This window comes from Ensifer canadensis, from assembly GCF_017488845.2.
In the GTDB taxonomy this organism is placed as follows: Bacteria; Pseudomonadota; Alphaproteobacteria; order Rhizobiales; family Rhizobiaceae; genus Ensifer; species Ensifer canadensis.
In genome coordinates, this window is record NZ_CP083374.1 from 113,347 (window position 1) to 136,600 (window position 23,254).

Consider the following 23,254-nt stretch of genomic DNA (forward strand, 5'->3'; position numbering starts at 1 on the left):
CGCCTCCTACCGCCACGCCACGGCGAAGACGGCAACGGCTGCGATCACACCGACAATCATCGCCAGCACGTAGTGGGTCACGACGCCGGTCTGGAGCCGACGCAGCGCCGCGCCGCCGCGCAGGATCGAGCGGGCAACGCCGTTTACGATGGCGTCCACGCCGGTGAGATCGATCCGCAGTCCCGCCCGTGCTGCCCCATGCAGGAAGGGCAGCGCCGCAGTCTCAGACACGTCGCTCACCGCCTTCTCGTAGCGCGCCAGCGGTTTCTCGGCGATCCACATGAAGACCCGTGCGCCCTTGCGGTAGAACCAGTCAGTGTCGAGGCTGATCGTATTCTCGGGATCGAGCGCCTTGAGGAACAACACGAACCCCAACGCTGTAAACATCAGCACGCCGAGGCTCTCGGTGACATGGACGCCGGTGTAGGGTTCGAAGTCGACCGGATAGGGCAGCAGCGCATACAGCGCCTGGGGGAACACCCCGATCGCGATGCACAGCACCGCCGCCATGCCCATCGCGACCAGCATGTTGCCGGGCGGTTCGCGCGCCTCCAGCTTCTGATCCGTGCCGAAGAACATATAGTACGGGAGTTTTAGTCCGGTGTGCAGGAATGTCCCCGACGACGCCATCGTCAGCGCCAGCACCACCAGCGCCCGATGGTCCTGCCCGGCGGCGGCCACCACCATCGACTTGGTGACGAAGCCGGAGAAGAATGGAAATGCCGAAATCGCCAAGGCACCGACCATATAGAGCGCCACGGTCATCGGCATGGTTTTGTAGAGCCCACCAAGCTCGGTGAGCTTGCGACGGCCGGTGACGTAGATGACCGCCCCCGCCCCCATGAACAAAAGCGCCTTGTAGAGGATATGCGCGAAGGCATGGCCCGTTGCCCCGTTCACGGCCATCTCGGTCCCGATGCCGATGCCCGCCACCATGTAGCCCACCTGGCTGACGATGTGATAGGCCAACAGTCGCCGGCAGTCATTCTCCAGCACCGCGTAGATGACGCCGTAGAGCGCCATCGCGGTGCCGAGCCAGACCAGAAGCTCGGTGCCCGGAAACGCCCGCGCGAGCACGTAGACGGCGGTCTTGGTGGTAAAAGCGCTCATGAACACCGCCCCGGTGACGGTCGCCTCCGGATAGGCGTCGGTCAGCCAGGCGTTGAGCGGCGGCACCGCCGCGTTGAGCAGGAACCCGGCAAGTATCAGGTAGGCGCCGACGCCCATCCCACCCTCGATCGGACCGAAAAGCAGCGAGCCGGTGGCGAGCCCGTGGAGAATGATGCCGCCGAGCAGGGCAACCCCGCCGGTGATGTGGACCATCAGATAGCGAAAACCGGCGGCGATCGCCTGCCGGCTGCCCTGGGCGAAGACCAGATAGGCAGAGGCAAATGCCATGGCCTCCCAGAACAGGTACAGGGTCAGGTAGTCGCCGGCGAACACCACTCCGAGCGCGCTGCCGACGTAGACGAACGCGGCGACATGCTGGCCGGCGTGAGACAGGTGCAGCGCGTAGACGGTTCCGATCAGCGCCATAATGGTGAAAACGGTGGCGAAGACGATGCTCAGCTTGTCGACCTTCGCGATCAGGACTTCCTGGCCGATGAATTGCATCTCGCCATAGCTGCCCGGCTGCATTGCAAGCACGGCAAGGATCGCCAGCGCCGGAACCAGCAGCAGATAGGCCTTGCGGATCGACCCGTTGAGCAACGGGATCGGCAGCGCGCCGAGAATGAAGATCAGGCTCGGATGGATAAAATCAATCATAGTAATCCTCGCGCCGCATGAGCCCACACTGGTGGCCGAGGAACTTGGAAACGAAAATCAAAACCATGCAGGAGCCGAAGCCGTAAACGGCAGACCAACCAGGCAGGCGGTCCCACAGGTATTCGGCGTGTTCGCGAGAAACCAGAAAGTCGGCGACGACGATCAGGACGAGCACCAGATAGAACAATCGGCGGCGCTGCCTGGCATATTCTTCGTCACCAAAGAAGTTGACGACGCGTTTGATCATTTGACCACTCCGTCCGCCAGGGCGAGAAAATAGCCGGGAAAGATGCCCATCAGCACCGAAAGGATGGCGGTTGCGACCAGCGGGATCGTCATCATCGGAATTTCACGGACCGTCGCCGGGCTCTCCTGCACCTCCGTCCCGAAAAAGGCGACATAACTGACGGGCAGGAAGTAGGCGGCGTTCAGAACCGAACTCACTAACAGCACGATCAGGAATGCAATCTCCCCCGCCTCCACAGAGCCCAGCGCCAGATACCACTTGCTGACGAAGCCCGCGGTCGGCGGCACCCCGATCATGCTGAGCGAGCCGACAAAGAATGCCCCCATCGTCCAGGGCAGCCTACGGCCGATACCGGCCATGTCGCTGATGTTCCGTTTGCCAGACGCGCAATAGATCGACCCGGCGCAGAAAAAGAGTGTGATTTTCGAGAAGGCATGCGCGGCAATGTGGATGATCCCGCCGACCATTGCGACCGGCGACAACAGAACCACGCCCAGCACGATATAGGACAGTTGGCTCACCGTCGAATAGGCGAGCCTGGCCTTCAGATCGTCCCGGGTCAGGGCGTAGACCGACGCCATCAGGATGGTGAACGAGACCAGATAGGCCGTGGCTGTGCCGAGGCCCAGCTCGCCGACCAGCCCGACGCCAAAGACGTGGAACACCACGCGCAGCACGCAGAATACGCCCATCTTGACCACGGCCACCGCATGCAAGAGTGCGCTGACTGGTGTCGGCGCCACCATCGCGGCAGGTAGCCATGCGTGCACCGGCATCACGGCGGCCTTGGCAAAGCCGAAAAGATAGCAGAAATAGACGACTGTCAGCAGCGCCGCCGAGGCATCGGCCCCCGCCAGCAGTCCCCCCGCCACAAAGTCTAACGACCCCGCAATGTGATAGGTCAGGGCCAGCGCGGCAAGCAGCACGCTTTTCGACGCGCCCATCAGATAGACGAGATACTTGCGGCTGCCCTTCCATCCCTCTTCGTCCTCGTGGTGGTAGACGAGCGGATAGGTAACGAGGCTGAGCACCTCGTAGAAGATCACCAGCGTAAACAGATTGGCGGCGAAGGCGCCCCCGACGGCCGCTGCCAGGCTGGTGGCGAAACAGGCGAAGAACCGGGTCTGCGCATGCTCTTTCAGGTGCCGCATGTAGCCGATGGAATAGATCGCGGCCACGATCCATAGAAGTGACGATACTGTGGCAAAGACCATGCCGAGCGCATCGACGCGGAAAGCGAAGTCGACCCCCGGCAGTATCTCGAAAAGGCGCAAATCGACGGTCCCGCCAGCCAGAACTGTGGGCGCCATCGATGCGACAATCGCGAACAGGGTGATTGCGGCCAACGGCGAGACGACGTCGCGGAGTTTCTCGCGGTTGTTGAGAAGGACAACGGCCAGGGCCGCCAGAGCCGGGACGGCGACGGCAAGCAGCGGCCGGATCGTTGTCTCCGGGTCCAAGCCGCTATCCTTTCATCATGGTCACATCGTCGACCTTGAGGGTGGATTTGTTCCTCACAAGGGCGACTAAGATGCCGAGGGCGACGGCAACCTCCGCCGCAGTGATTGCGATGACGAAGATCGCGAAGATCTGCCCGCGGAAATCGCCGTACTGACGGCCGAAAGCGATGAAGTTGATGTTGACCGAATTGAGCAGCAGCTCCAGCGACATCAGCACAACCAGAATATTGCGTCTGAGCAAGACGCCCGCTGCTCCGATCACGAACAGGGCCACTCCGAGCAAAATATACCACCAGAGCGGAACCATCACCCCGACTCCTTCCGCGCCAGCACGATGGCGCCCACCAGGGCCGCCAGCAGGATCACGGAGGCGGCTTCAAACGGCAGGAGATAGTCGGAGAAAAGCGTCGTGCTGAGCTGTCTGATCGCGTCACCGTCGCGCGTCGCGACCGGTTCGACGACGGAAAAGCGGTCGCTTCGGAGCACCAGCACGAGCATCTCGATGCCAAGTAGGACGAGCAGCACGAGAGTTGGAAGGCTACCGCCGGGCAAGAACCGCTGCAAGACGGCTTCGCGCACGTCGATCATCATGATCACGAACAGGAACAGCACCATGATCGCGCCGACATAGACGAAAATCTGGATGACGGCGAGCAGCGGCGCCTCGAGCATGATGAAGATTGCGGAGATCTGCAGAAAACAAGCCATCAACGCCAATGCGCTGTGAACCGGATTCCGCGCCACGACGACCATCAGGGCCGCGACCACGGCCACCGTAGCGAACAGAAGAAAGAACCCCTGATCCATCGACGCCGCCCCTCGGGCGCGAACTGTCACTCGGCGAGACGGCCGGATTGGAGTAGCGCCGCACTTCAGATGCGTTCACAAATTGTGCCCTAGTATCGGATTTTTCACAAGATTATTGTCGGCGGTCGGCTAGAGGGGCGACCTTCGGAGGGAACTTTACAAGGGGCATCGTAGACGTGCCTAAGCCGCAACCGACGTTTCATGCAGATGCCGCCATCGGAGCGAGCCATCCGCTGAAGCTTCCAAAACGACGGTCGAGCGTCTTGCGGTTTGAACCCCGCCCGCATCCGCGTGCGTCTCGCGATAGGTTACGCAGGCTCCGCCCGACCATTCATGACAGATCTGCATCTCGTCGACCGTGATCCGCAGCTCTGGGCGTTTCCCGTGCAGACGTCCGAACAATTCGCCCACGCCCTCTTTGCCAAGCGCGGTCCCTTGCACGGAGATCATGCGAAACTCAGGCGAGAAGCGTTCGAGCAGTTGCACCAGATCGGCAGGCCGAGCCGCCCCGATGAACCAGCGTTCGATCGTGACGTGCACATCGACAATCTCACGGAAGAATCTTTCAGTATCGGTCATGTTCGGCTCCTTGTCGGACATTGTGAAAGAATGGGCTCCGCGCGCTAATCGGCTCGCCGCAGGCGCAGAACGAAGGGCAGCGGAAACATGATCAGAACGGCAGCGATCACAAAACAGTAGCGGTAAGGCAGAGCGTCGTCCGCGCCGCCGCTCGTCGCGAGGAAAAGCCCCAGCAAGCCTCCCAGCACACTCGCACCGAGCGAGAAACTGAGCTGACGGTTGATGTTCCACAGCGCGCTTGCCTCTGCCATCCGTTCCGTTCGAACCGACGTAAAGGCTGCCGTCTGGGCCGTGCTCGTGCAAAGGCTCGCTCCGAAACCCATCAAAACAAAGGACGCGATCCTGACGGTGAACATTCCGGCGAATGGTGTGGCCAACAGCAGCACGCCGGCGCTGGTGACGGTCATGCCGACGAGAAAGAGCGAGCGCGGGCTTCGGGACGCAAACATCCGCCGCGTGGACATGATGGCGACGCAGGATGCGGCTGCCCATGGGAGCATAAGCATTCCCGTTTGTGTGGCCGTCAGACCAAGGCGGTCCTGCAAGTACAGGGAGGCGATCAGGTTTACGCCCGTGAAAACGCCCGGCACACACAGGTAGATGATGCTGCCAGTCCTGAGCATCGGATCGGAGAGCAGACGCAGATCAAGCAGCGGTTCGCGCGAACGCAGCGCATGGCGGACATAGGCGGCGCCCGCGACAATCGCCAAGGCAAGGACAATCGCGGCATGAACGCCGCGTCCCGCCTGACTAGTGAGCGTCAGGCCAAGGGGAAGGCAAAACAGGGTGATGGCGCTCAGCAGGAAGCCGGCAATGTCGAGCGCCGGCTTCGCTTCCGCCAACCGATCGACCGGCGCCCAGGCAAGGGCCAATGCTGCTATCGCCGCTGCCAGTGGCGCAACACCGATAAACACCCAGCGCCAGGACACATGATCGGCAGCGATCCCGCCGATGGCGGGTGAAAGTGCCGGCACCAGCAGCGCAACCGTCATGACCACGGCCGTCAGATGGGCGCGGTCTTCCGGCGGATAGGCGCGATAGGCCATGCTCTGGCCGACCGGCACGAGCAGTCCTCCGCCGAGACCCTGAACGAGCCGCCAGGCGAGAAGCGTCGCAATCCCAGTGGCCATACCCCCGCCGAAGCTTCCCACCGCCACAATGAGCAGAGAGGCAATGAACACGCGGCGTTCGCCGATCCGGCGCGCAAGCCAGCTCCCCAGCGGAATGGCGACAGTCAGGCCGAGCATGTAGATCGTGCCGACCCAGGCGAGTTGCACCACCGATGCGCTCAGCTCCCGCTGCAACGCCGGCAGGGCGGTATTGAAGATGAACATACTTGCGAGATCGACGGCGAAACCGAGAAGATAGAGGGTGGCAATTCGGGAGCGGGCGGACAACGGTAAAACCTTCGATAGGAATGACGCCCGCAGGGTAATCCCTTTCATATCATCGAATAAGGCGATACAATTCGACAACACTTGTCGATTTGATTTACCAATTGGAGTGCCTGGATGGCGGTGAGTCTTGATCGCCTGACTGTTTTCCGAGCCGTCGTGCAAACAGGATCGTTCACAGCGGCTGCCAAGCAACTCAATCAGGCCAGAGCCGCAGTCAGTTTCAACGTCAAGCAGCTCGAAAGCGAATTGGGCGTCACGCTCCTTTATCGCACCACGCGCAGTCTTGCTCTTACCGATGCCGGCGAACGATTCTATGCACGCTGCCTGCGCATTCTCACGGAAGCCGATGAGGCGATTGCCGAAGCGCGCACGGAGCAAACGGTGCTGACCGGCAGCTTGCGCCTGACATCGACTGTTGAATATGGCGTTGCGGTGATCGCTCCAGCACTTCAGAAATTCACCACGCTGCATCCAGACCTCGACGTCCAGTTCGAAGCCTATCCGACGAATGTCGACCTCCTGCGCGACCGCTTTGACGTCGCAATCCGGCTGGGGCGCAACGAGCAATTCCAGACGTCGCCATATGCTGGTGTGCACCTGGGGACGTATCAGCTCAGGCCAGTCGCGTCGCCGGACATCCTCGCCCGCGTTGATCGAACTGTCGTTGGTGCGCCCAAGATGCTGAGCGCGCTGCCGCACATCAGCAATGCGACCGTCGACCATGTGAAAAGCTGGACAATGTTCGACGAAGACGGGTGCGAATGCGCGTTCGAGGTGCCTCGTCCGTCCCGGCTACTTGCCAACAACGCATCGGTTGTGAAGGCGCTGGCGGTTGCCGGCGCAGGCGTTGCGCTTCTGCCTGACTGGTTCGTCGCGCCAGAACTTGCCAAGGGCACGTTGGCCGACGCCCTGCCGTCCTATCGCTTCCCCGATCACCAGATTTACGCGATGCACCTGCCCATGCAGATGGTGCCGCAGAAAATCCGGGCCTGGCTGCGTTTCCTCAAGGATTATGTCCGTCGTTAATTTCCTGGCACGGCAAGGCGGACTTCTGCCCGGAAGTTCCCGACGTTGGCAATCGTCCGGCCCCGACGGTCACGGTAGCGGACAAGATACGGAGGATCGGTCATGAAATCCACCGCCCCGCCCGGAAGGCGCTGAATCAAGGAGATGCAGTCGCCATAAAGGACAGTGTTGCAAACGGGGCGCATTACGCGTCGTCCTGTTTCCAGCAGCAAGCCATGCTCTGATGCTTCGGCTTTCAACCCAGTGGCCTGTGCCTTCTGGGCCTCACAATACTCCGGCCCTGCTGGTCTCCCATATCGCTCACAGTCGCCCCTCAAGGACCTCAACCGTAATGTCCTGCCCGCGATAGAAAACACCCAAAACCAAAACGTGCACCTCTTCGACTACAAAGGCGATGCTCACGCTCCGGCGGTAACCGATAATCCGAAGACCAGGAACAAGGCCAGTCCTCACGGTTCCCCGCTTGGGGAACGTTGCCAGTTCCGCAATGAACTGGCGTATACCGCTGATATAATTCCAAGCCATAACGGGCCCGGCTTTTTCGACGCTGGCGAGCTCGCGGTAAAGCTGAAGCAATTCCACCTCGGCTCGCTCATGCAGGATGATCTTATATTTCTTTCCCTATTTGGCTTTCGCCAGCGCCTGATGTTCAGCCTCAAGGCGGGCGAACGCCTCATCGAGAGGAATCCCCTTGGAGGGATCACGCTTCAATTCTGCATAGCGGCCCGGGATTTCCTGATTCAGCCAGCGTTCGCGGGCGTCCTCCTGATCCTCCAACAACCGCAGACCAGCCCGGACGACTTCGCTGGCATTGTTGTAGCGGCCGGAATCAAGCTGCTTCTTGATGAACTTCTCGTAGTGTTCGTTCAGTGCAAAACTTGCCATGGCATCTAACCTCCTGATGAAATCATTATAGGTCAGGGCGCTTAGACTAACAACAGTTATCAACTATTGTTATTTATGTTTGGAATAGGCATTCGGCCACGATGAAACGGGATCTAAGTGACCGGACAAGAGGGCAACCTTCTATGAGCGCCCCGCCAAGCGGCCTTTCGACCTTGGAAATACTTGTCCGACTCGGCGCCGAGCCGACGGTCTCGCGCAAACCGAACATTGCGCTCAAGGCCCCATCGGCAGGAGGAACATTCGGCGCTTGCGCCCAACGCGTTGAACGCACTGCATCTGGGAGCGGTCTTCATCGCCGCCCTCCGGACCCGCAAGGCAGCCTTTCGGTTAGCGGCGGGCAGATTACGCACCGCGCTTGATATCGTCCCAAACCTTTGAGAAATCGATTTCGAGATCCGCAACATCGCCGAAGACGACCCAGAGGACCATGAGGCCGATGCCGTGGCAATCCCCGCGGTGGGCTTAAGCTGAGGCGGAGGACAATTCCCCTCCTTGGAGCCGTCGCGGTATCCACGCACCTCAAGGATGTTATGGCCAAACGCACGTACCGCAGGATCTGTTCCGATGTTAACAGTTACGCACTTGTCGCGGCGTTCGTGTGGGAATTTACTGTATATAGTGCGGGATCGCACGTCGTGTATCGATGGCCGGCGCATTGACGCGCAGCCCTCAGGAGGAATCGAATATGCGCGTATCGGTGTTTCTGCTGATGACGGTGGCGCTTTTTGCAGAACCGGTCGCGGCCAGTCCCGCGGTTTTAACGGCGAACGTCAATTTCCGAGAAGGCCCGGGGACGGGCTTTGCAAAATTTGAAACGATCAAGGCAGGCACGCAGGTAGACCTAATCGAGTGCGACGCCAGCGGTGCCTGGTGCGCCGTGCGCCATGACAGCAAGACGGGGTTCATCAGCGGCAAATACCTCGACGAAGTCGAGGCCGACAAACCGCGCTGGCCGCGTACCTACACCATGGAATCCGGAGGGGAGATGACCCTCTATCAACCACAGATCACCGATTGGGAGAATTTCACCACGATTTCAGCGCTGATCGCCGCCGAATACCGTGCGTCCAAGGAAACCACCCCGATTTTTGGCATTATCGGGGTCAGCGGCCAAACGGTTTCCGATAACGATACCGACGACGTTGTCATCCGCAATGTCAACGTCACGGAGATCCATTTTTCCACACTCAACCGCCCGCGCCTCGCAGAACTATCGCTGGAGGTGGGAAAACTAATGCCTACCGGCACGCTGACGCTCAGCGAGGAGCGGCTGGCAGCGAGCCTCGCCGACTACAAGCGCGTCGATGACGTCCAAGGCCTGAAGGCCGACCCGCCTCCGATTTTCATTAGCAAGACGCCCGCAATCCTCGTGCAGACGATTGGCAAGCCCGTTTTCTCGCCCATAAAGGGCGTCGAAGGGCTGCGTTTCGCGGTCAACACCAACTGGGACCTTCTCAGGACGGACGCGGACAACACCTACTATCTGCGCAACGAAAAATCCTGGCTGACCTCGAAGGATCTGGACGAAAACTGGACGGTCGCCACCACTCTGCCGCCGGTTCTGTCGAGGTTGCCTGACGACGAGAATTGGAAGGATGCACACGCGGGGATCCCGCCCCAACCGTTCGAAGGCGGACCGTCGCCGAAGGTGGTCTATTCCGACAAGCCGGCCGAGCTCATCCAGTTCTCAGGAGAGCCGGCACTCGTGTCGGTTCCGGGCACGGGGCTGAAATGGGCCTCGAACAGCGAGAATGACGTTTTCTACCGCGACGCCGATGCGCGCTGGTATGTGCTTCTCTCCGGCCGCTGGTTCTCGTCCTCCGCGCTTGACGGCCCCTGGACCTTCGCCACGCCGACCTTGCCGACTGACTTCCAGAACATACCGGACGATGTACCCTATTACACGGTTCGCTCCTCGGTACCGGGAACCTCCGAGAACGCCGAGGCCCGGTTGAGGGCCAGCATTCCGAGGATGGCGCGTGTCGCGCTCGACGGATCGGTCAAGGTCGATGTCGCCTACAGCGGCGAGCCAAAGTTCGTGCCGATTGAAGGCACTGAGATGTCCTACGCGGTCAACACCAACGAACTGGTGATCAAGGTCAAGGACAAGTATTTCGTTCTCAAGGACGGCATATGGTTTGTCGGCGATACCGCGACCGGCCCGTTCGTGGTGGCGCAGGCGGTTCCCGACGAAGTCTACACCATCCCGCCGTCCTCACCGGTGTACAACGCCACCTATGTGCACATCTACAACACCGAGAATGAGGCTGTCTGGTACGGTTATACCATGGGCTATCTTGGGGGCTATTTGGCCTGGGACAGTTATGTCTATGGCACCGGCTGGTATTATGACGACTACTGGGATACGGACTGGGAGGACGGCAACTGGCCCTATTATCCCCCGCCGATAACCTACGGGGCCGACGTGTTCTACAATTCGGCTATCGGGGCATTCGGCCGCTACGGCTACGCCTATGGTCCCTATCGCGGGATCGTCGGCGGGGCGGCCTACAATCCGCGAACGGGAACCTATGTTCGCGGCGGCGCGGTCGCCGGACCAGCGGGCGAACGCGGGTTTGTCGCGGCTTACAACCCGCGCAACGGGAACGCCGCGGTCGTCCGGGGCGGAGAGAATGTCTACGGCTCGTGGGGATCGGTGAGCGTGAAGAAGGGCGCAAACTACGCCCGCGTCAGCGGTGGCTCCACGGGGGACTCCGGGGCGGTGCGCTGGCGCAGCTCCGAGGGCAACCGTGGCTTCGTCGCCGGTGAAAAAGGTGGTGACCTCTACGCCGGCCGCGACGGCAGCGTTTATCGCCGCCAGGACGGGCAGTGGCAGAAGCACACCGACGGCGCATGGACGCCGGTGGAGAAGCCTTCCAGCGAAAACCTGAAGAAGCCCGGCGAAAATTTCGCCGCCAAACATCCCGACGCTCTTAACAAGATTCAGCAGCGGCCGAACGCCGGTTCTCGGCCCGCCAACAGACCGGCGAAACGACCAAGCGCGGGTCGGACTCGAGACCGTGCGCCCGACCATCTCGCCATTGACCGCGCCGGACGTCAGATGGGAAATCAACGGTCTCACCAGTTCGAAATGTACAATCGGCCGTACTCGGGAAGCTTCGACCGGTTTGAAGGAAGTGGCCGCGGCGGTAATCCGAGTTTCAGTGGCGGCGGCGGTGGAGGTAGGAGCTTCAGCGGTGGCGGTGGCCGTGGCGGGGCTGCCATCCGGGGCGGTGGTGGTGGCCGTGGTGGGGGTGGCCGTGGTGGTGGTGGCCGGAGGTGATGGCGCGGAAACGGCAATATTGTCGGCTGTGGAAGGTCGCGGCGCTCAGACATGGAACTTTTACGGGAGATAACAGCGGCTTACCTCATGAAAGGAACAGCGCGTGAAATACATGTACTCCCAGATCGACATGAAGGAGCGCCGCAAGATCGTCCCTCTGTTGCCGACACCGTCAGTCAGCCACTGCTGCCGAAGCCAAAAGTAAACAGATTGCAGGCGACGTCCTCTCGCTCAGCCGTGAAACTGTCGAGCATTTGTTTATGGCCACTGGCAGCATTAATTACACCCGAAAATGCAGGCCCTGACGTGTCCGTACACGTGTCGCTTTGCAGGGTGGCAGTTCACTAAGCGAAGGGCAAAAAGTGAGCTAGGACGTAGACCAGGATCGCACGACCGGGAAATCGAAAGTAGAAAAAGTTCGCGTGCTTTGAGTGAGTTTGTTCAATTTGTAGAGCGGCCGCCCATCCAGGCCGATTCTTGGACCCTGAAATCCTTGGTCTCGCGTAACCAGTAGGCGCGGATTCATTCGTCCACGTAACTGTTGCTATCCAAAGCGACGGCTACTATTCACATTTTTCCCGACGATCTCCCTTATAATGGTCAGGGTTTCCTTTGCAGCTTCTTTTGGCGGCAGGGACGTATCTGAGACGTTGCTCACGAGTTTCGTGATGTCATGATCAATTTTCTTCTCGGACCATTGCTTGCCTTTGGCGACGGTGATGTAGACCGAGTAGGCGTGATGCATGGTTCCAGGTCGTTCACCGATGATGTGGAGGATTCCTCTGAAACTGTTGGGATCAGCATTTTCGAAAAGCAATTCGCCGATCCGGTAGCCGGCTCGCACTCTTCCACTGGTCACCACGATGTTCTTGTCGCTCATCGTGACATCGGCCCCGGCAAGCAGCCGACGTACTTCCTCAAGATAAGGGACAAGGTGTCCGTCGTCCATGATGGCCTTGGCATTGAGACCGTCAGAGATGACGATCTGACCTTTGGGCATATCGTTTCCCAAGAGTCTTTTATTCTTGCGATATCTCCTATTGCTTCCGGGCTCAGCAATTCACCCGTGCTCGGGTGGGCGATAAAGTCATTTCGGTCCTTCGATAAGGTGTGGACGGGTACGACATCAGGCACTGCAGCGATAAACTCCGACGTGAGTTCGGCCCAGAGAGACTGCTTGGCGTCGTCGTACAGCCCCTTCACTTTGACTGCGAGCTCTGGATTAAGATCCCAGATATTCGCACCGTGCCCCGAAGCGAGGTCGACACCTCTCTCTTCAACTTCCAGCATTTTCTGTCGGCCTTCCGCGTAGATCGCATCCTTGGACCTACCATCTCCCTTTGCGAGGCGGTACTGATAGTACACCCAGAGAGGATCTCCATAGTTCGCAGTGTAGCTGTTGTTCTCGCCAACAATTCCTAACCGCTTGTAGAAATCCCATATTGCATCATTGACCTTGAAGCCAAACTTTTCCCTCAGTCGCACGTGGTCTTGGAACGACGTGGTGAGGTAGCTCAACATCGGGTCGTTTTTGGTAGGCAGCGCAATCAGATAAGCGGGATTGGCCGGCAATATCTGATCCTGGCACCAATCCAGATCGTCAAGGCTGACCGACATATGCAGGGTAGTGCAGATATCCAAGCCGATGGATAGCCCATGGAGCTTGCCCATCACCAAATCTTCGAGGCAACATCTCACTAATTGTTCGCGGCTTTTGAAAACCTCTGGCCCAATGAATCCGGCAACATCGTTGACATGCAGCCAAGCGCCCTCGGGCTGCACCTTCGCAAGTTCCATCCCCACCGCTCTGCTGAATCCGTATTTTCGGGATTCGAGCACCATCATGTCGACACCGTTTGCCGCCGCGTTGGTGAACTCCGAGCCCTGCCCAGTTTCGAAGTAGAGGCCATATCTTTCCCCCTTCTTCGCACGCGCATAATTCAGGATCTTCTCATTCGTAATATCAAAGATCTTGTTGCAGACATCTGTCCCAGCAAGGCTCTGGAACATCGTGGAAACGGTTCCTGGGAAACGCTCGCCGACTTCGGCCTGGACATCAATGTGCGCTAGCACACACCAAGGGATCACTTCCTCCAGCTTGAAAGTGTCGACAATATCCTTAAGCGCGCTTTCAACCGCGACGACGCTCCCTACCGTGCTGTCCACCGGATTGGTGCCGATGACAATGTCGCCGGTTGCATAGGAGAAGGCATCGAAGACCTGCCAGACGATATCATCGGGATGGTCTGTGGGAGAATTCGGCTGGATCCGTGCGCCCATGTATCCCTTTTCCCCCATTTTGGTGCCCGGCATCGGATTGAAAATCTTCTGACTGAGGGAGATGAGGTCTTCATTGCTCATCAGTTTCGGTACAAAGCCGATTGTATCGCTGGTTAGGCCATTCATGATGCCCTTTATTTCATTCTCTGGTGCCGCCAGAAGGAAATCCTTCAGTTGGCCCATTGTCCAATCTTTCACCTTTTCATATTGGGGTTGGTCCGTGGTCTCCCAGATCAATTTTTGTAAATTGTCCTCAAACAATGGGCGCTCGTAGAGGTCCTTAATCGTCGTATTAGCCAACAGGGCGCGGGCGTTCCTACGTGTTGTCTCATCTGCGGCTCCCACTCCAATTGCTTGATCTCCCTCCTTGAACTCATTAGCCGCGCCTATCACCTGCTGGTAAGCTGCTTGATCAAAACCGCCTTTAACGCTGTTGAGATATCCAAAGACGTCCTCGCCCTGCTTTACCTCTTTGATCGCAAGGAGGCCTCCGCCGTTTGCTGATCTGGCCACACGAATGTTGCTTGCGACCGTGGCAATTCCTGTCATCACCAGGAGGTCTCTTCTGGAAAGCTCGTTATGTCGAATAGACAATAAGCCCTTCCTCATGGCCATTTCCTTTCTGCACAAGGTCCGGTGCACCCGCCACTCGGCTGGACGGCGCATGCGTAAATCTACTGTCTGCTGTCTTCACCAGAATTGATTGGAAGTCATTTCGACCAGAAATTGCGGCCGATCTGCGCCAGTGCGACGTCGCTGGCAGCAGCCCGCATCGCATGTTTCTTGTTGCCTTCGTCCAACCGGCATTGGCTTTTGATGTGCAGAACCTGGTCGTCGGAACGGACTACACCAGCCGCATTGAACTCACAGCGAATTCTGCTGAGTTTGGCGAGGTCGTCTGAATATGCTTTGGCACTTTCGCCCACAAGCCCGAGCCTCTTCGCCGCCCAAATGCCGACGAGCTTGTTTCGGCGTACCATTCTGAACATGTCTTCATGGTGGCTGTTCATTGAAACCCCCGCGAATGCCATCGGAAATTCAACGAGAGTGATTATCAGCGCTTGCATTTGCATTGTCAAAGCAAGCCCCAGCGAAGCCTGCGCGCCGAAGCCCTACCACCTGTGGCTCGCACCGACGCATAATCTCCCAGACCAGTCCGGTTCTATAGCTTTTCAACCATCAGGACGACGGGACTTTGGTCGATGCGGTAGTGATAGGCACCCACCTGTCTTCTGCACAGCATAGGTCTGGTTGAACGACGGTTAGGGCCCGTAGGGACGCGTCGTGCCGAGGTGGAATGCGGCAAGCGTCTCGAGAGTGGGGACATCGCCAAAACAAGCACAACATCCGGGGTCGCGTCCCTTGTCGTTGCTTGCCCACTCCCAGTGCCGCCTTGTGGTCAGATATGGGAAATAAAGAAGTAGTTCGGCAGATATTTCTGACCAACCAGAAAGGTAATTCGAAGCGCGCCAGTATGCGTTTGCCTGACGGTTTTTCGTCGAGCCTCCAATTTCAAAGACTTCGCTGTAACGAGTTCTGCCGTAATGCAAGCTGCTACAATCTCATGACGATGCGACCGTCAATCTTGCCCGCTTCCATCCGATGAAAGATATCGTTGATGCTCTCCAGGGGCTCCCACGAAAAATGGGGCGTTACCTTGCCTTCCGCCGCGAACTGAAGCGATTCCTCCAGGTCCTGGCGGGTACCCACGATCGATCCGCGCACGGTAATACGTTTCAGGACTGTTTCGAACACAGGCAGGGAAATTTGCCCAGGAGGGAGGCCGACGAGGGCCATCGTGCCCTTCGACCGCATGAACCCGAAACCCTGTTCCATCGCGGCGGGAGAAACGGCCGTCACCAGCGCTCCATGAACGCCGCCATTCGTGGCCTTGTGCACCTGTTCAATGGCATCGTCTGCCTTGCCGTTGATCGTGATGTCGGCACCAAGTTGTTTGGCCAAGGCCAGCTTTTCTTCGAATATGTCAGCGGCGACAACCTTCATGCCCATCGCCTTCGCGTACTGAACGGCCATGTGGCCCAGACCGCCAACACCCGAGATGGCCACCCATTCACCAGGGCGGACTTCCGTTTCCTTTCCTTGAGGCCTTTATAAACAGTGACACCAGCGCAGAGAACGGGCGCAGCGGGCCCGAACTCCAACCCATCGGGAATGTTGCCGACGAAGTCGGGATCCGCCAGTCCGAATTCAGCGAAGGTTCCGTTGACCGAGTATCCGGTGTTCGATTGCGAGGCGCAAAGAGTTTCCCAACCAGTCCGGCAATAAGGGCAATAGCCGCAAGCAGAGTGAAGCCATGGCACCCCCACCCTGTCGCCTTCCTTCACCCTTTTCACACCCGCGCCGATGGCCGAGACATAGCCGACACCCTCATGTCCCGGAATGAAGGGGGGTGTCGGCTTCACTGGCCAATCGCCGTTTACCGCGTGCAAATCGGTATGGCACACACCGGTGGCTTCATATTTCACCAGTATCTGTCCCGGTCGCGGAGTCGGAACCTCCATCTCCTCGATGGTTAGCGGAGCGCGGAACTGTCGAACGACAGCCGCCTTCATCGTCTGTGCCATTTCCGTTATCCTCCATGTCGCATGTATTGAGAGACGCCTTTGCAGGCAGCATAATAATGAAGTATCAATCGGGTGAGACAGACTAAAGCGGTCGCATCTCGAGGATCGGCGATGTGGGCGTGCGAACCGCGCTCTCCGAGGCGGCCAACGTCATTTTGACCCGGGCGGTCAAAGGCTCGGATCTTAAGAGTTGGGCACTGGCGGTCGCCAGACGTGCGGGGCCTAGACGGGCGCGTGTTGCGCTGGCCCGCCAGCTGGCGGGGGTGTTGCATTTGCAAGTTCACAGTAACCCTGCTGAAAGGCTTCGACAACCGCTCTTCGCCGGCTAGCGCCGCGGCCTTTGTAGCAAGGCCAGACGCAACTTGCAGATGAGGCCTATTTCTTCAGGTCGCCCCACCCCCAACCTTGCATGTTCATGCCCGATGATCCAAGCAACTCCCGTTGACGCATGTGTATGCGGTTTACGCGCCTCGCATTCATTTCTCCTTGAAGGTCCGTGTTTTCCTGGTCTTCGTTTTGGGCGAGCTTGGCGGTTAGTTGCGTTTGTCTTGCAGAACGCCAAAAGCCCGCGGACATTACTGTCTCGCGGGCTTTTGGCCTAATCGCACCGAGACTTGCAATCCAAGCGCCATGCCTGAGCTTTACGCAACCATTCCGTTATACGGTCCAGCGGGTCATTCGCTTCGTCACGCTATCGGTGCGGCTCTTCCGGCGCTGTCGCGTGCGGTTCAGATCGTTTCGATGAGAACGCGGTTGCCTAGCCCTTGTCCATCGCAGACTGCAAGGTTGCTCGCATCTCGTTGGCAACGTCTTTTAGGACTGCGGTGAATTTTTCCGCGACTGCCGAACCCGTTTTTCGGGCCGGACGCCAGACGGCGAGCGCGTAGGGGACGCCGACGCTGAACCTTCGCAGGACCACGCCCTTGCCCAAATGGTTCGCGGCGGTCAGCGGATTGATGATTGACACGCCCACTCCGGCTGAAACCATTGAACAGACGCTTGCCGCCGTCGTCGTTTCAACCGCGTAGCTACGCGAGATGCCCGCTGCAAAGAAGATGTCGTCCAGTTTCCGTCTATACGGGTCATCCTGCGAAAAATAGACGAACGGGACACTATCGAAATCGGCAGGCTCGAGAACCGGTTTGGACGAAAGCGGATGACCAATCGGCAAGACGCAGACCAGGTCGCCAACTTCGATGCGCTGCGAGATAACCCCCTGATGTTCGAACCGGCCTTCAGTCACCCCCAGGTCAAACACGGTCGTGGCCATCTCATGCTGCAGCGACAATTCCTCGAGGGAATGAAGGGACAAATGAACCGCGGGGCGATGCTTCAGGAGTCGTTGCGCCACACGGGGCAGGATCGCCTCCGCATAGGCGGGGATGGTCGCGACCCGGCAGTTCGCGGCATTGTGTGTTCGGATCGCGGACGCGGCCCGACTGATTTCTTCCATGCCTACGAAGGCGCGGCGCACGACTTCATGCAGCAGCAGCGCCTGGTTCGTCGGTGTCAGGCGCTTGCCGAAGCGCAAGAACAGCTCGAATCCGATCCGCTGTTCCATATCCCGCAACTCGCGGCTTATCGTTGGTTGCGACGTCCCCAAGGCCGCCGCAGCCGCGGTCATGCTCTTGTTGATCATGATGGCGTTAAAAATCTCCATCTGACGCTGATTGAGCCGCATCGTTCCGTTCTTTCTCTTTCCCGCCTCGGAGATGCCACCGTTCCCGTCGTTGACCGGTCGAGGTTCCAGCAACTTGCATATCAAATCTGAATAAGACGGCCTTAGCAATTATTTCCCAAGCATCGTGAGGTCTGGAATCATCTGCTCATTAGGAACCGCTGATGCAATTATTCGTGATGGGCTGATGACAAAACATACGGAATCCCCGAATCGCCTGGGAAAAGACCGGGACTGGCTCGTCTATCAGGCTGGCGGCCTGCATATCGAGGATGTCTGTCTAAGCGCCGTGGCAAGGGCCGTGCCGACCCCTTTCTACTGCTATTCCGCAGATGCCATCCGATCGGCGTACAAGTATCTCGCGTCTGCCGTTAACCCGATCGGCGTTTCGATCTGTTTCGCGGTCAAGGCCAACAGCAACATCGCCGTGCTTGGCTTGCTCGCCGAACTTGGTTGCGGCATGGACATCGTTTCCGGCGGAGAGCTTGAGCGCGCCCTCGCCGCGGGAGTGCCGGCATCCAAGATCATCTTCTCCGGGGTTGGAAAGACGCGCGCCGAGATTGCCCGCGCAGTTGAGGTCGGCATCCACCAGATCAACGTCGAGTCGGCAGCTGAAATCACCGCAGTGGCCGAGGTTGCTCGAGGACTTGGCCAGCGCGCGCCGATCACGCTTCGCGTGAATCCCGACGTCGATGCAAAGACACACGCAAAAATCACGACGGCAACCAAGGACAGCAAGTTCGGAATCCCGATCGGCGATGTAGCCGACCTCTATGCCGAGGCAGCGGCGATGCCGGAACTCGAGGTGCTGGGCGTCGCCGTTCACATCGGATCGCAAATTCACGACATGTCGCCGTTCCGACGTGCCTTTTCGGCAATGGCCGATCTGGTGGTGTTCATGCGCGGGAGAGGACTGGTTGTGCCGCGTCTTGATCTTGGCGGCGGGATAGGCATCGCCTCGAACGACACGCCGGGTCCCGACATCGCAGAATATGCTGCAATCATCGCCGAGACAGTCGGCCACCTTGGCTGCCAACTGACTGTGGAGCCCGGTCGATGGCTGGTCGGACGGGCGGGATTACTGGTGACGGAGGTTCTTTACCTCAAGGAAATGCAAAGCGGGCCCATGGCCATCCTGGACGTCGGGATGAACGACCTGATGCGTCCGGCGCTTTACGACGCGCAGCATCCCGTTTTAACTCTTCACGAGCCGCGCACGGATCGGGCCGCCCCTCACTACAGCCTCGTGGGTCCGATCTGCGAAAGCTCCGACCAATTCGGGACGTATGATAGACTTGGCGAGATGCGCGCGGGCGATCTGCTGGCGTTCGATTGCGCCGGCGCCTATGGCGCGTCGATGGCCTCGACCTACAACTCCCGTGATCTCGTGGCCGAGGTACTCGTGGAGGGCAGCCGGTTCCGGACGATACGGCGTAGGCAGGATATCAGCGAGATGCTGAGGCTCGAGCAAGCGGGAAGGTGGCAGTTTCCTGCTCCGGAAGGGCAGGAAGCGACCAGGTCAGCTCAACCGGTCTCGGACGGGGCGCTCAGGACGCCGGTGACAATTGGCACGAGCTGAACTGGAAACTGATCCGGAAACGGAACAGCCGGGGAGGCACGCGGCGACATTCGTCGTGCACGTCGACCCGGATGGGGAACCAAGAAAAAGGAAGAAGGACGGACAAATGCTTAATAAGGTCAAATTTCTAATGGCGACGGGGCTGGTCACGCTTGCCCTGGCCTCGCCCACACTGGCGGCAGATCACGTATTGCGGATCGCCTACCAAGAGGATCCGAAGACCGTCGACGTGCAGATGACGCAGGATTTCTACACCCTGCCGCTGAATGTTTACGACCGGCTTATCGAAGCGGAAACGAGCGGCCCTGGCCAATCGAAGCTGGTGCCCGGCCTCGCCGAGAGCTGGGAAGTTTCGGAGGATGGCAAGACCTATACGTTCCATCTGCGCAAGGGAGTCCTTTTCCACAATGGCGAGGAACTGACGGCGGATGACGTCGTCTACACCTTCGACCGGATGCTCGACCCCAAGACCAAGGCCCTTAGCACCGATATTCTCGACTTCGTCGATGGCGCCAGGGAGCGTCTGGACGGCACGGCCACCACCGTCCGTGGATTGCAGGCGGTAGACAAATACACTGTCAAGATCGTTCTGCGCGACCCCTACGCGGCCTTCACCGCTCTTATGGCCGCCCCGGCCGCCTCGATCTACAATCGGAAGTTCACCGAACCGTTGGGCGACCAGTACGGTCTTACGCCTGAAACGACCAACGGCACTGGTCCGTTCAAGTTGACGGAATACAATCTGAACGATAATCAGGTTCTCGAAGCCAACGACCAGTACTACCGTGGTCGTCCCAAGCTCGACCAGATCATCATCCGCGTTGTCGCAGATTCGGAGACCTTGCGGCTTCTCTTTGAATCTGACGAACTGGACGTCTTCGACGTTGACTACGCTCCGACGCAGTTGCCCTATTTCACCAGCAGTGATCAGTGGAAGGGCCAGGTCCGGGCGGGTCCGCGCGTCGGCATGTACTACTATCACATCAACCAGGCGTTGAAGCCCTTTGACGACGTGCGCGTCCGCAAGGCATTCCAGATGGCCATCAACCGCGAGGAAATTCTCCAGAAGAATTTCTACGGCAAGGGCATGGTTGAAAACGGCGTGATGCCGCGCGGCCTTACCTGCTACGCCGCCGCCACGCCCATCGAATACAATCCGGGCAAGGCCAAGCAACTTCTGGCCGAAGCGGGTTATCCCGACGGCGTGGACATCAAGCTTGCGCAGGTCAGCAGCTGGTCTTCGAAATGGTCTGACATGAACCAGATCATTCAGGCCCAGATTAAGGAAGCCGGCTTCAACGTCCAGATCAACACGATGGACGAGTCGGCCTATCTTGCGAGCCGCAAGGCCGGGACGGTCGACAACTACACGCAAAACTGGTCCGCTGACTTCAACGATCCGGATAACTTCTTCTACACGTTCTTCAGCAAGAGCGGGACAGCGGTTCGTGGTTACAACAACAACGATACTGAAGTCTTCGCGGCTCTCGACAAGGCACGGTCGATGACCAATCCCGAGGAACGCTGCGCACTCTATCAGAAGATGACCGATCGGATCGTGCAGGAAGACGCGGCCTGGGTGCCGATGTTCAGCCTCGATCACGCCTACGTCGTCCAGCCGCGGGTGAAGAACTTCGTGGTGCCGTGGAACGGCTGGAGCGACATGAGCTACTATAAGATGGAAGTCGAATAAGACATTCGAGGTGGCGGGCGTTGTTCATCGGTGCCCGCCCCATTCCAGTGCGCGCTTGTCGCCAGTGCGCCTTCTCTGGCAGGTATCTCCTTGCAGCTCTCGCCTCAGTGAGACCCAATGAAAGACTTCTTTCGATGCTGATCTTCGTGATAAAGCGCATCGCGATTTCGATCCCCGTTCTGATCGCCATCACGGCGTTGCTTTTCATCATGCTCAATGTGATCCCCGGCGATCCCATCGCGCTGATGATGAAGGAACATGCGAGCGCCGAAGTGATCGACCGCGTGCGTGCCCAGATGCACCTCGATGATCCGCTGCTCACGCGGTATTTCAGGTTCCTTTTCGCCGCGCTGCAGGGCGATCTCGGCGTGTCGATCAAGCTCAACCGGGACGTGACGACGCTCATACTCCACGCCTTTCCGAATACGCTTCTCCTCGCGGCCAGCGCGGCGATCGTTTCCTGGGTCATCGGCATCCCCGTGGGGATTCTGTCGGCGGTTCGGCGGGGTTCCAAGCTCGACCATTTCTTCATGGGCTTCTCGCTTCTGGGCGTGTCGATGCCGATCTTCTGGTCCGCCCTGCTGATGCAGTACATCTTCGCCTTGAAACTGAAATGGCTGCCGGTATCGGGGTTCTACGGCTTCGAATATGTGATCATGCCCGCCATGGTTCTGGGGTGGAGTTCCGCAGGCGTGATCGCCCGTTTGACTCGATCCAGCCTCTTGGAAGTGATGCGCCTTGACTATATCCGAACGGCCCGGGCCAAGGGACTTCGCGAGATCCTGGTAATTCAGCGGCATGCACTCAAGAACGCGCTCATTCCCGTGGTGGCTATCATGGCGATCCAGGTTGCCACGCTTCTGTCCGGTGCGGTCATCACCGAAGCGATCTTCGGCATTCCCGGCGTCGGCCGCATCTCCGTCAACGCCATTCAGGCACGCGATATGCCGCTTCTGCAAGGGTCGGTCCTCTTTGCGACTACCCTTGTCATTATGGGGAATCTGATTGCCGATATTCTCTACTCCGTCCTCGACCCCCGCATTCGATACCAAATGAAGGGAGGATCGAAGTGACGCAATTTTCCGAAACAACGGAAGACTTTGCCGATACGAGCGAGAGCGACAGCTTCTTTCGTGAGACGGTCAGGGTCTTCTGCAGAAACCGCATGGCGGTGATCGGGCTGATCTTGGTCGGCGCTCTGGTCTTCGTTGCGATTTTTATTCCGCTTATCAGCCCCCACGATCCCTATCGCGTCGCGCTGGACGAACAGTTCTTGCCGCCGTCCACCACCTATTGGCTCGGGACAGACAATTTTGGCCGGGATCTTCTGACGCGGATTCTCTATGGCGCTCGGATCTCGTTGGTCGTCGGCATCGTGCCGAGCTTCATCTCTCTGGTGATCGGGGCCGTAATGGGCATCATCAGCGGATATTTCGGAGGCAAGACCGATGTCCTCATCATGCGCCTGGCCGATACCATGCTCGCTTTCCCGTCGCTGCTCTTGGCGATGGTCGTGATGTACACCCTGGGCGCAAACCTCTTCAACATCTTCATCGCGTTGAGCCTCGTCGGCTGGGCAGGTGTGGCGATGGTCGTGCGCTCCCAAACGCTCGCCCTCAAGGAGAAGGAATACATCGAGGCGGCGCGCGCGAACGGCACGAGCAAAGTGACGATCATGGTTCGCCACCTCTTCCCCAATGTCATCCCGACGCTGATCGTCCTGTTTTCGCTCAGCATTCCCGAGGCGATCATGTGGGAATCGAGTCTCAGCTTCCTCGGCGTGGGCGTCCAGCCACCCGAAGCGAGCTGGGGGTTGCTAGTGGCAAAGGGCAAGGAATACCTCTTCTCGGCACCGCTGGTCGCGATCATACCGGGGGTGGCAATCCTGGTCGCGGTGCTGGCGTTCAATTTTGTCGGTGACGGGCTGCGCGACGCGCTCGATCCCTACATGAAAGACTAGCGGGCGC

At 58.9% G+C, this 23,254-nt stretch carries 17 protein-coding genes and 5 pseudogenes; 7 read left to right on the forward strand and 15 right to left on the reverse strand.

Translation table 11 applies throughout. The features are described from left to right. Nucleotides 1–6: 6 nt before the first annotated feature. The 7 genes from J3R84_RS33955 to J3R84_RS33985 form a co-directional block, all read right to left on the reverse strand. Complete coding sequence (locus J3R84_RS33955) at nt 7–1,767, reverse strand: Na(+)/H(+) antiporter subunit D (RefSeq protein ID WP_203529634.1); 1,761 nt, start codon at nt 1,765–1,767, stop codon at nt 7–9. Continuing rightward, a complete protein-coding gene (locus J3R84_RS33960) occupies nt 1,760–2,014 on the reverse strand; it encodes a hypothetical protein (RefSeq protein WP_025431453.1) in 255 nt (84 codons plus the stop codon). The genes J3R84_RS33955 and J3R84_RS33960 overlap by 8 nt, the downstream gene beginning before the upstream one ends. Further along, a complete protein-coding gene (locus J3R84_RS33965) occupies nt 2,011–3,474 on the reverse strand; it encodes a monovalent cation/H+ antiporter subunit D family protein (RefSeq protein ID WP_203529632.1) in 1,464 nt (487 codons plus the stop codon). The genes J3R84_RS33960 and J3R84_RS33965 overlap by 4 nt, the downstream gene beginning before the upstream one ends. Before the next feature lie 4 nt (nt 3,475–3,478). Next, entirely contained in the window at nt 3,479–3,781 is a 303-nt protein-coding gene (gene nuoK, locus J3R84_RS33970) for an NADH-quinone oxidoreductase subunit NuoK (protein ID WP_025431455.1), read from the reverse strand. Beyond that, a complete protein-coding gene (locus J3R84_RS33975) occupies nt 3,781–4,281 on the reverse strand; it encodes an NADH-quinone oxidoreductase subunit J family protein (protein WP_025431456.1) in 501 nt (166 codons plus the stop codon). The genes nuoK and J3R84_RS33975 overlap by 1 nt, the downstream gene beginning before the upstream one ends. 180 nt (nt 4,282–4,461) lie before the next feature. After that, entirely contained in the window at nt 4,462–4,860 is a 399-nt protein-coding gene (locus J3R84_RS33980) for a nuclear transport factor 2 family protein (RefSeq protein ID WP_203529630.1), read from the reverse strand. 44 nt (nt 4,861–4,904) lie between these two features. Continuing rightward, the gene (locus J3R84_RS33985; protein WP_203529628.1) at nt 4,905–6,257 is read right to left on the reverse strand and encodes an MFS transporter; all 1,353 of its coding nucleotides are present in this window, start codon (nt 6,255–6,257) and stop codon (nt 4,905–4,907) included. A 114-nt stretch (nt 6,258–6,371) separates the two neighbouring features. On the opposite strand from J3R84_RS33985, the gene J3R84_RS33990 reads away from it, so the two are divergent. Then, the gene (locus J3R84_RS33990; RefSeq protein WP_203529626.1) at nt 6,372–7,283 is read left to right on the forward strand and encodes a LysR family transcriptional regulator; all 912 of its coding nucleotides are present in this window, start codon (nt 6,372–6,374) and stop codon (nt 7,281–7,283) included. A gap of 300 nt (nt 7,284–7,583) precedes the next feature. On the opposite strand, the gene J3R84_RS33995 is transcribed toward J3R84_RS33990, so the two are convergent. Beyond that, complete coding sequence (locus J3R84_RS33995) at nt 7,584–7,859, reverse strand: type II toxin-antitoxin system RelE/ParE family toxin (RefSeq protein ID WP_203529651.1); 276 nt, start codon at nt 7,857–7,859, stop codon at nt 7,584–7,586. Nucleotides 7,860–7,904: 45 nt separating this feature from the next. Beyond that, nucleotides 7,905–8,168 (reverse strand): type II toxin-antitoxin system ParD family antitoxin, encoded by a 264-nt coding sequence (locus tag J3R84_RS34000; RefSeq protein WP_203529624.1) that lies wholly within the window; start codon nt 8,166–8,168, stop codon nt 7,905–7,907. A 706-nt stretch (nt 8,169–8,874) separates the two neighbouring features. Here J3R84_RS34000 and J3R84_RS34005 point away from each other — a divergent pair. Beyond that, nucleotides 8,875–11,472, forward strand: coding sequence for an SH3 domain-containing protein (locus tag J3R84_RS34005; RefSeq protein ID WP_207932873.1), 2,598 nt, complete (start codon nt 8,875–8,877; stop codon nt 11,470–11,472). Nucleotides 11,473–12,016: 544 nt separating this feature from the next. Here J3R84_RS34005 and J3R84_RS34015 read toward each other — a convergent pair. The 5 genes and pseudogenes from J3R84_RS34015 to adhP form a co-directional block, all read right to left on the reverse strand. Then, a pseudogene (locus tag J3R84_RS34015) lies at nt 12,017–14,361 on the reverse strand (ethanolamine ammonia-lyase). A 101-nt stretch (nt 14,362–14,462) separates the two neighbouring features. Continuing rightward, nucleotides 14,463–14,762: an ATPase inhibitor subunit zeta gene (locus J3R84_RS34020; protein WP_063991859.1), complete on the reverse strand. Its 300-nt coding sequence runs from the start codon at nt 14,760–14,762 to the stop codon at nt 14,463–14,465. Between the two features lie 28 nt (nt 14,763–14,790). Beyond that, nucleotides 14,791–15,077: pseudogene (locus J3R84_RS34025) on the reverse strand (glucoamylase family protein); the annotation flags it as partial. Nucleotides 15,078–15,086: 9 nt separating this feature from the next. After that, nucleotides 15,087–15,302: pseudogene (locus tag J3R84_RS38950) on the reverse strand (hypothetical protein); the annotation flags it as partial. A gap of 4 nt (nt 15,303–15,306) precedes the next feature. Further along, nucleotides 15,307–16,337 (reverse strand): annotated as a pseudogene (gene adhP / locus J3R84_RS34030) (alcohol dehydrogenase AdhP). A 59-nt stretch (nt 16,338–16,396) separates the two neighbouring features. Here adhP and J3R84_RS34035 point away from each other — a divergent pair. Further along, nucleotides 16,397–16,666: pseudogene (locus tag J3R84_RS34035) on the forward strand (transposase); the annotation flags it as partial. Nucleotides 16,667–17,094: 428 nt separating this feature from the next. Here the strand turns inward: J3R84_RS34035 and J3R84_RS34040 are convergent. Beyond that, nucleotides 17,095–18,090 carry a LysR family transcriptional regulator gene (locus J3R84_RS34040; protein ID WP_225906495.1) on the reverse strand — a complete coding sequence of 332 codons (996 nt, stop codon included), beginning with the start codon at nt 18,088–18,090 and terminating at the stop codon, nt 17,095–17,097. A gap of 112 nt (nt 18,091–18,202) precedes the next feature. Between J3R84_RS34040 and lysA the strand changes: the two genes are divergently transcribed. The 4 genes from lysA to J3R84_RS34060 all read left to right on the forward strand — a co-directional run bounded on the left by lysA (nt 18,203) and on the right by J3R84_RS34060 (nt 23,247). After that, nucleotides 18,203–19,594 (forward strand): diaminopimelate decarboxylase, encoded by a 1,392-nt coding sequence (lysA, locus tag J3R84_RS34045; RefSeq protein ID WP_082571854.1) that lies wholly within the window; start codon nt 18,203–18,205, stop codon nt 19,592–19,594. Nucleotides 19,595–19,700: 106 nt separating this feature from the next. Continuing rightward, nucleotides 19,701–21,287, forward strand: coding sequence for an ABC transporter substrate-binding protein (locus tag J3R84_RS34050; protein ID WP_057225440.1), 1,587 nt, complete (start codon nt 19,701–19,703; stop codon nt 21,285–21,287). 134 nt (nt 21,288–21,421) lie between these two features. Next, a complete protein-coding gene (locus J3R84_RS34055; RefSeq protein ID WP_057221302.1) occupies nt 21,422–22,360 on the forward strand; it encodes an ABC transporter permease in 939 nt (312 codons plus the stop codon). Next, nucleotides 22,357–23,247 (forward strand): ABC transporter permease, encoded by an 891-nt coding sequence (locus tag J3R84_RS34060; protein ID WP_025431468.1) that lies wholly within the window; start codon nt 22,357–22,359, stop codon nt 23,245–23,247. The genes J3R84_RS34055 and J3R84_RS34060 overlap by 4 nt, the downstream gene beginning before the upstream one ends. The last annotated feature ends 7 nt before the right edge of the window (nt 23,248–23,254 follow it).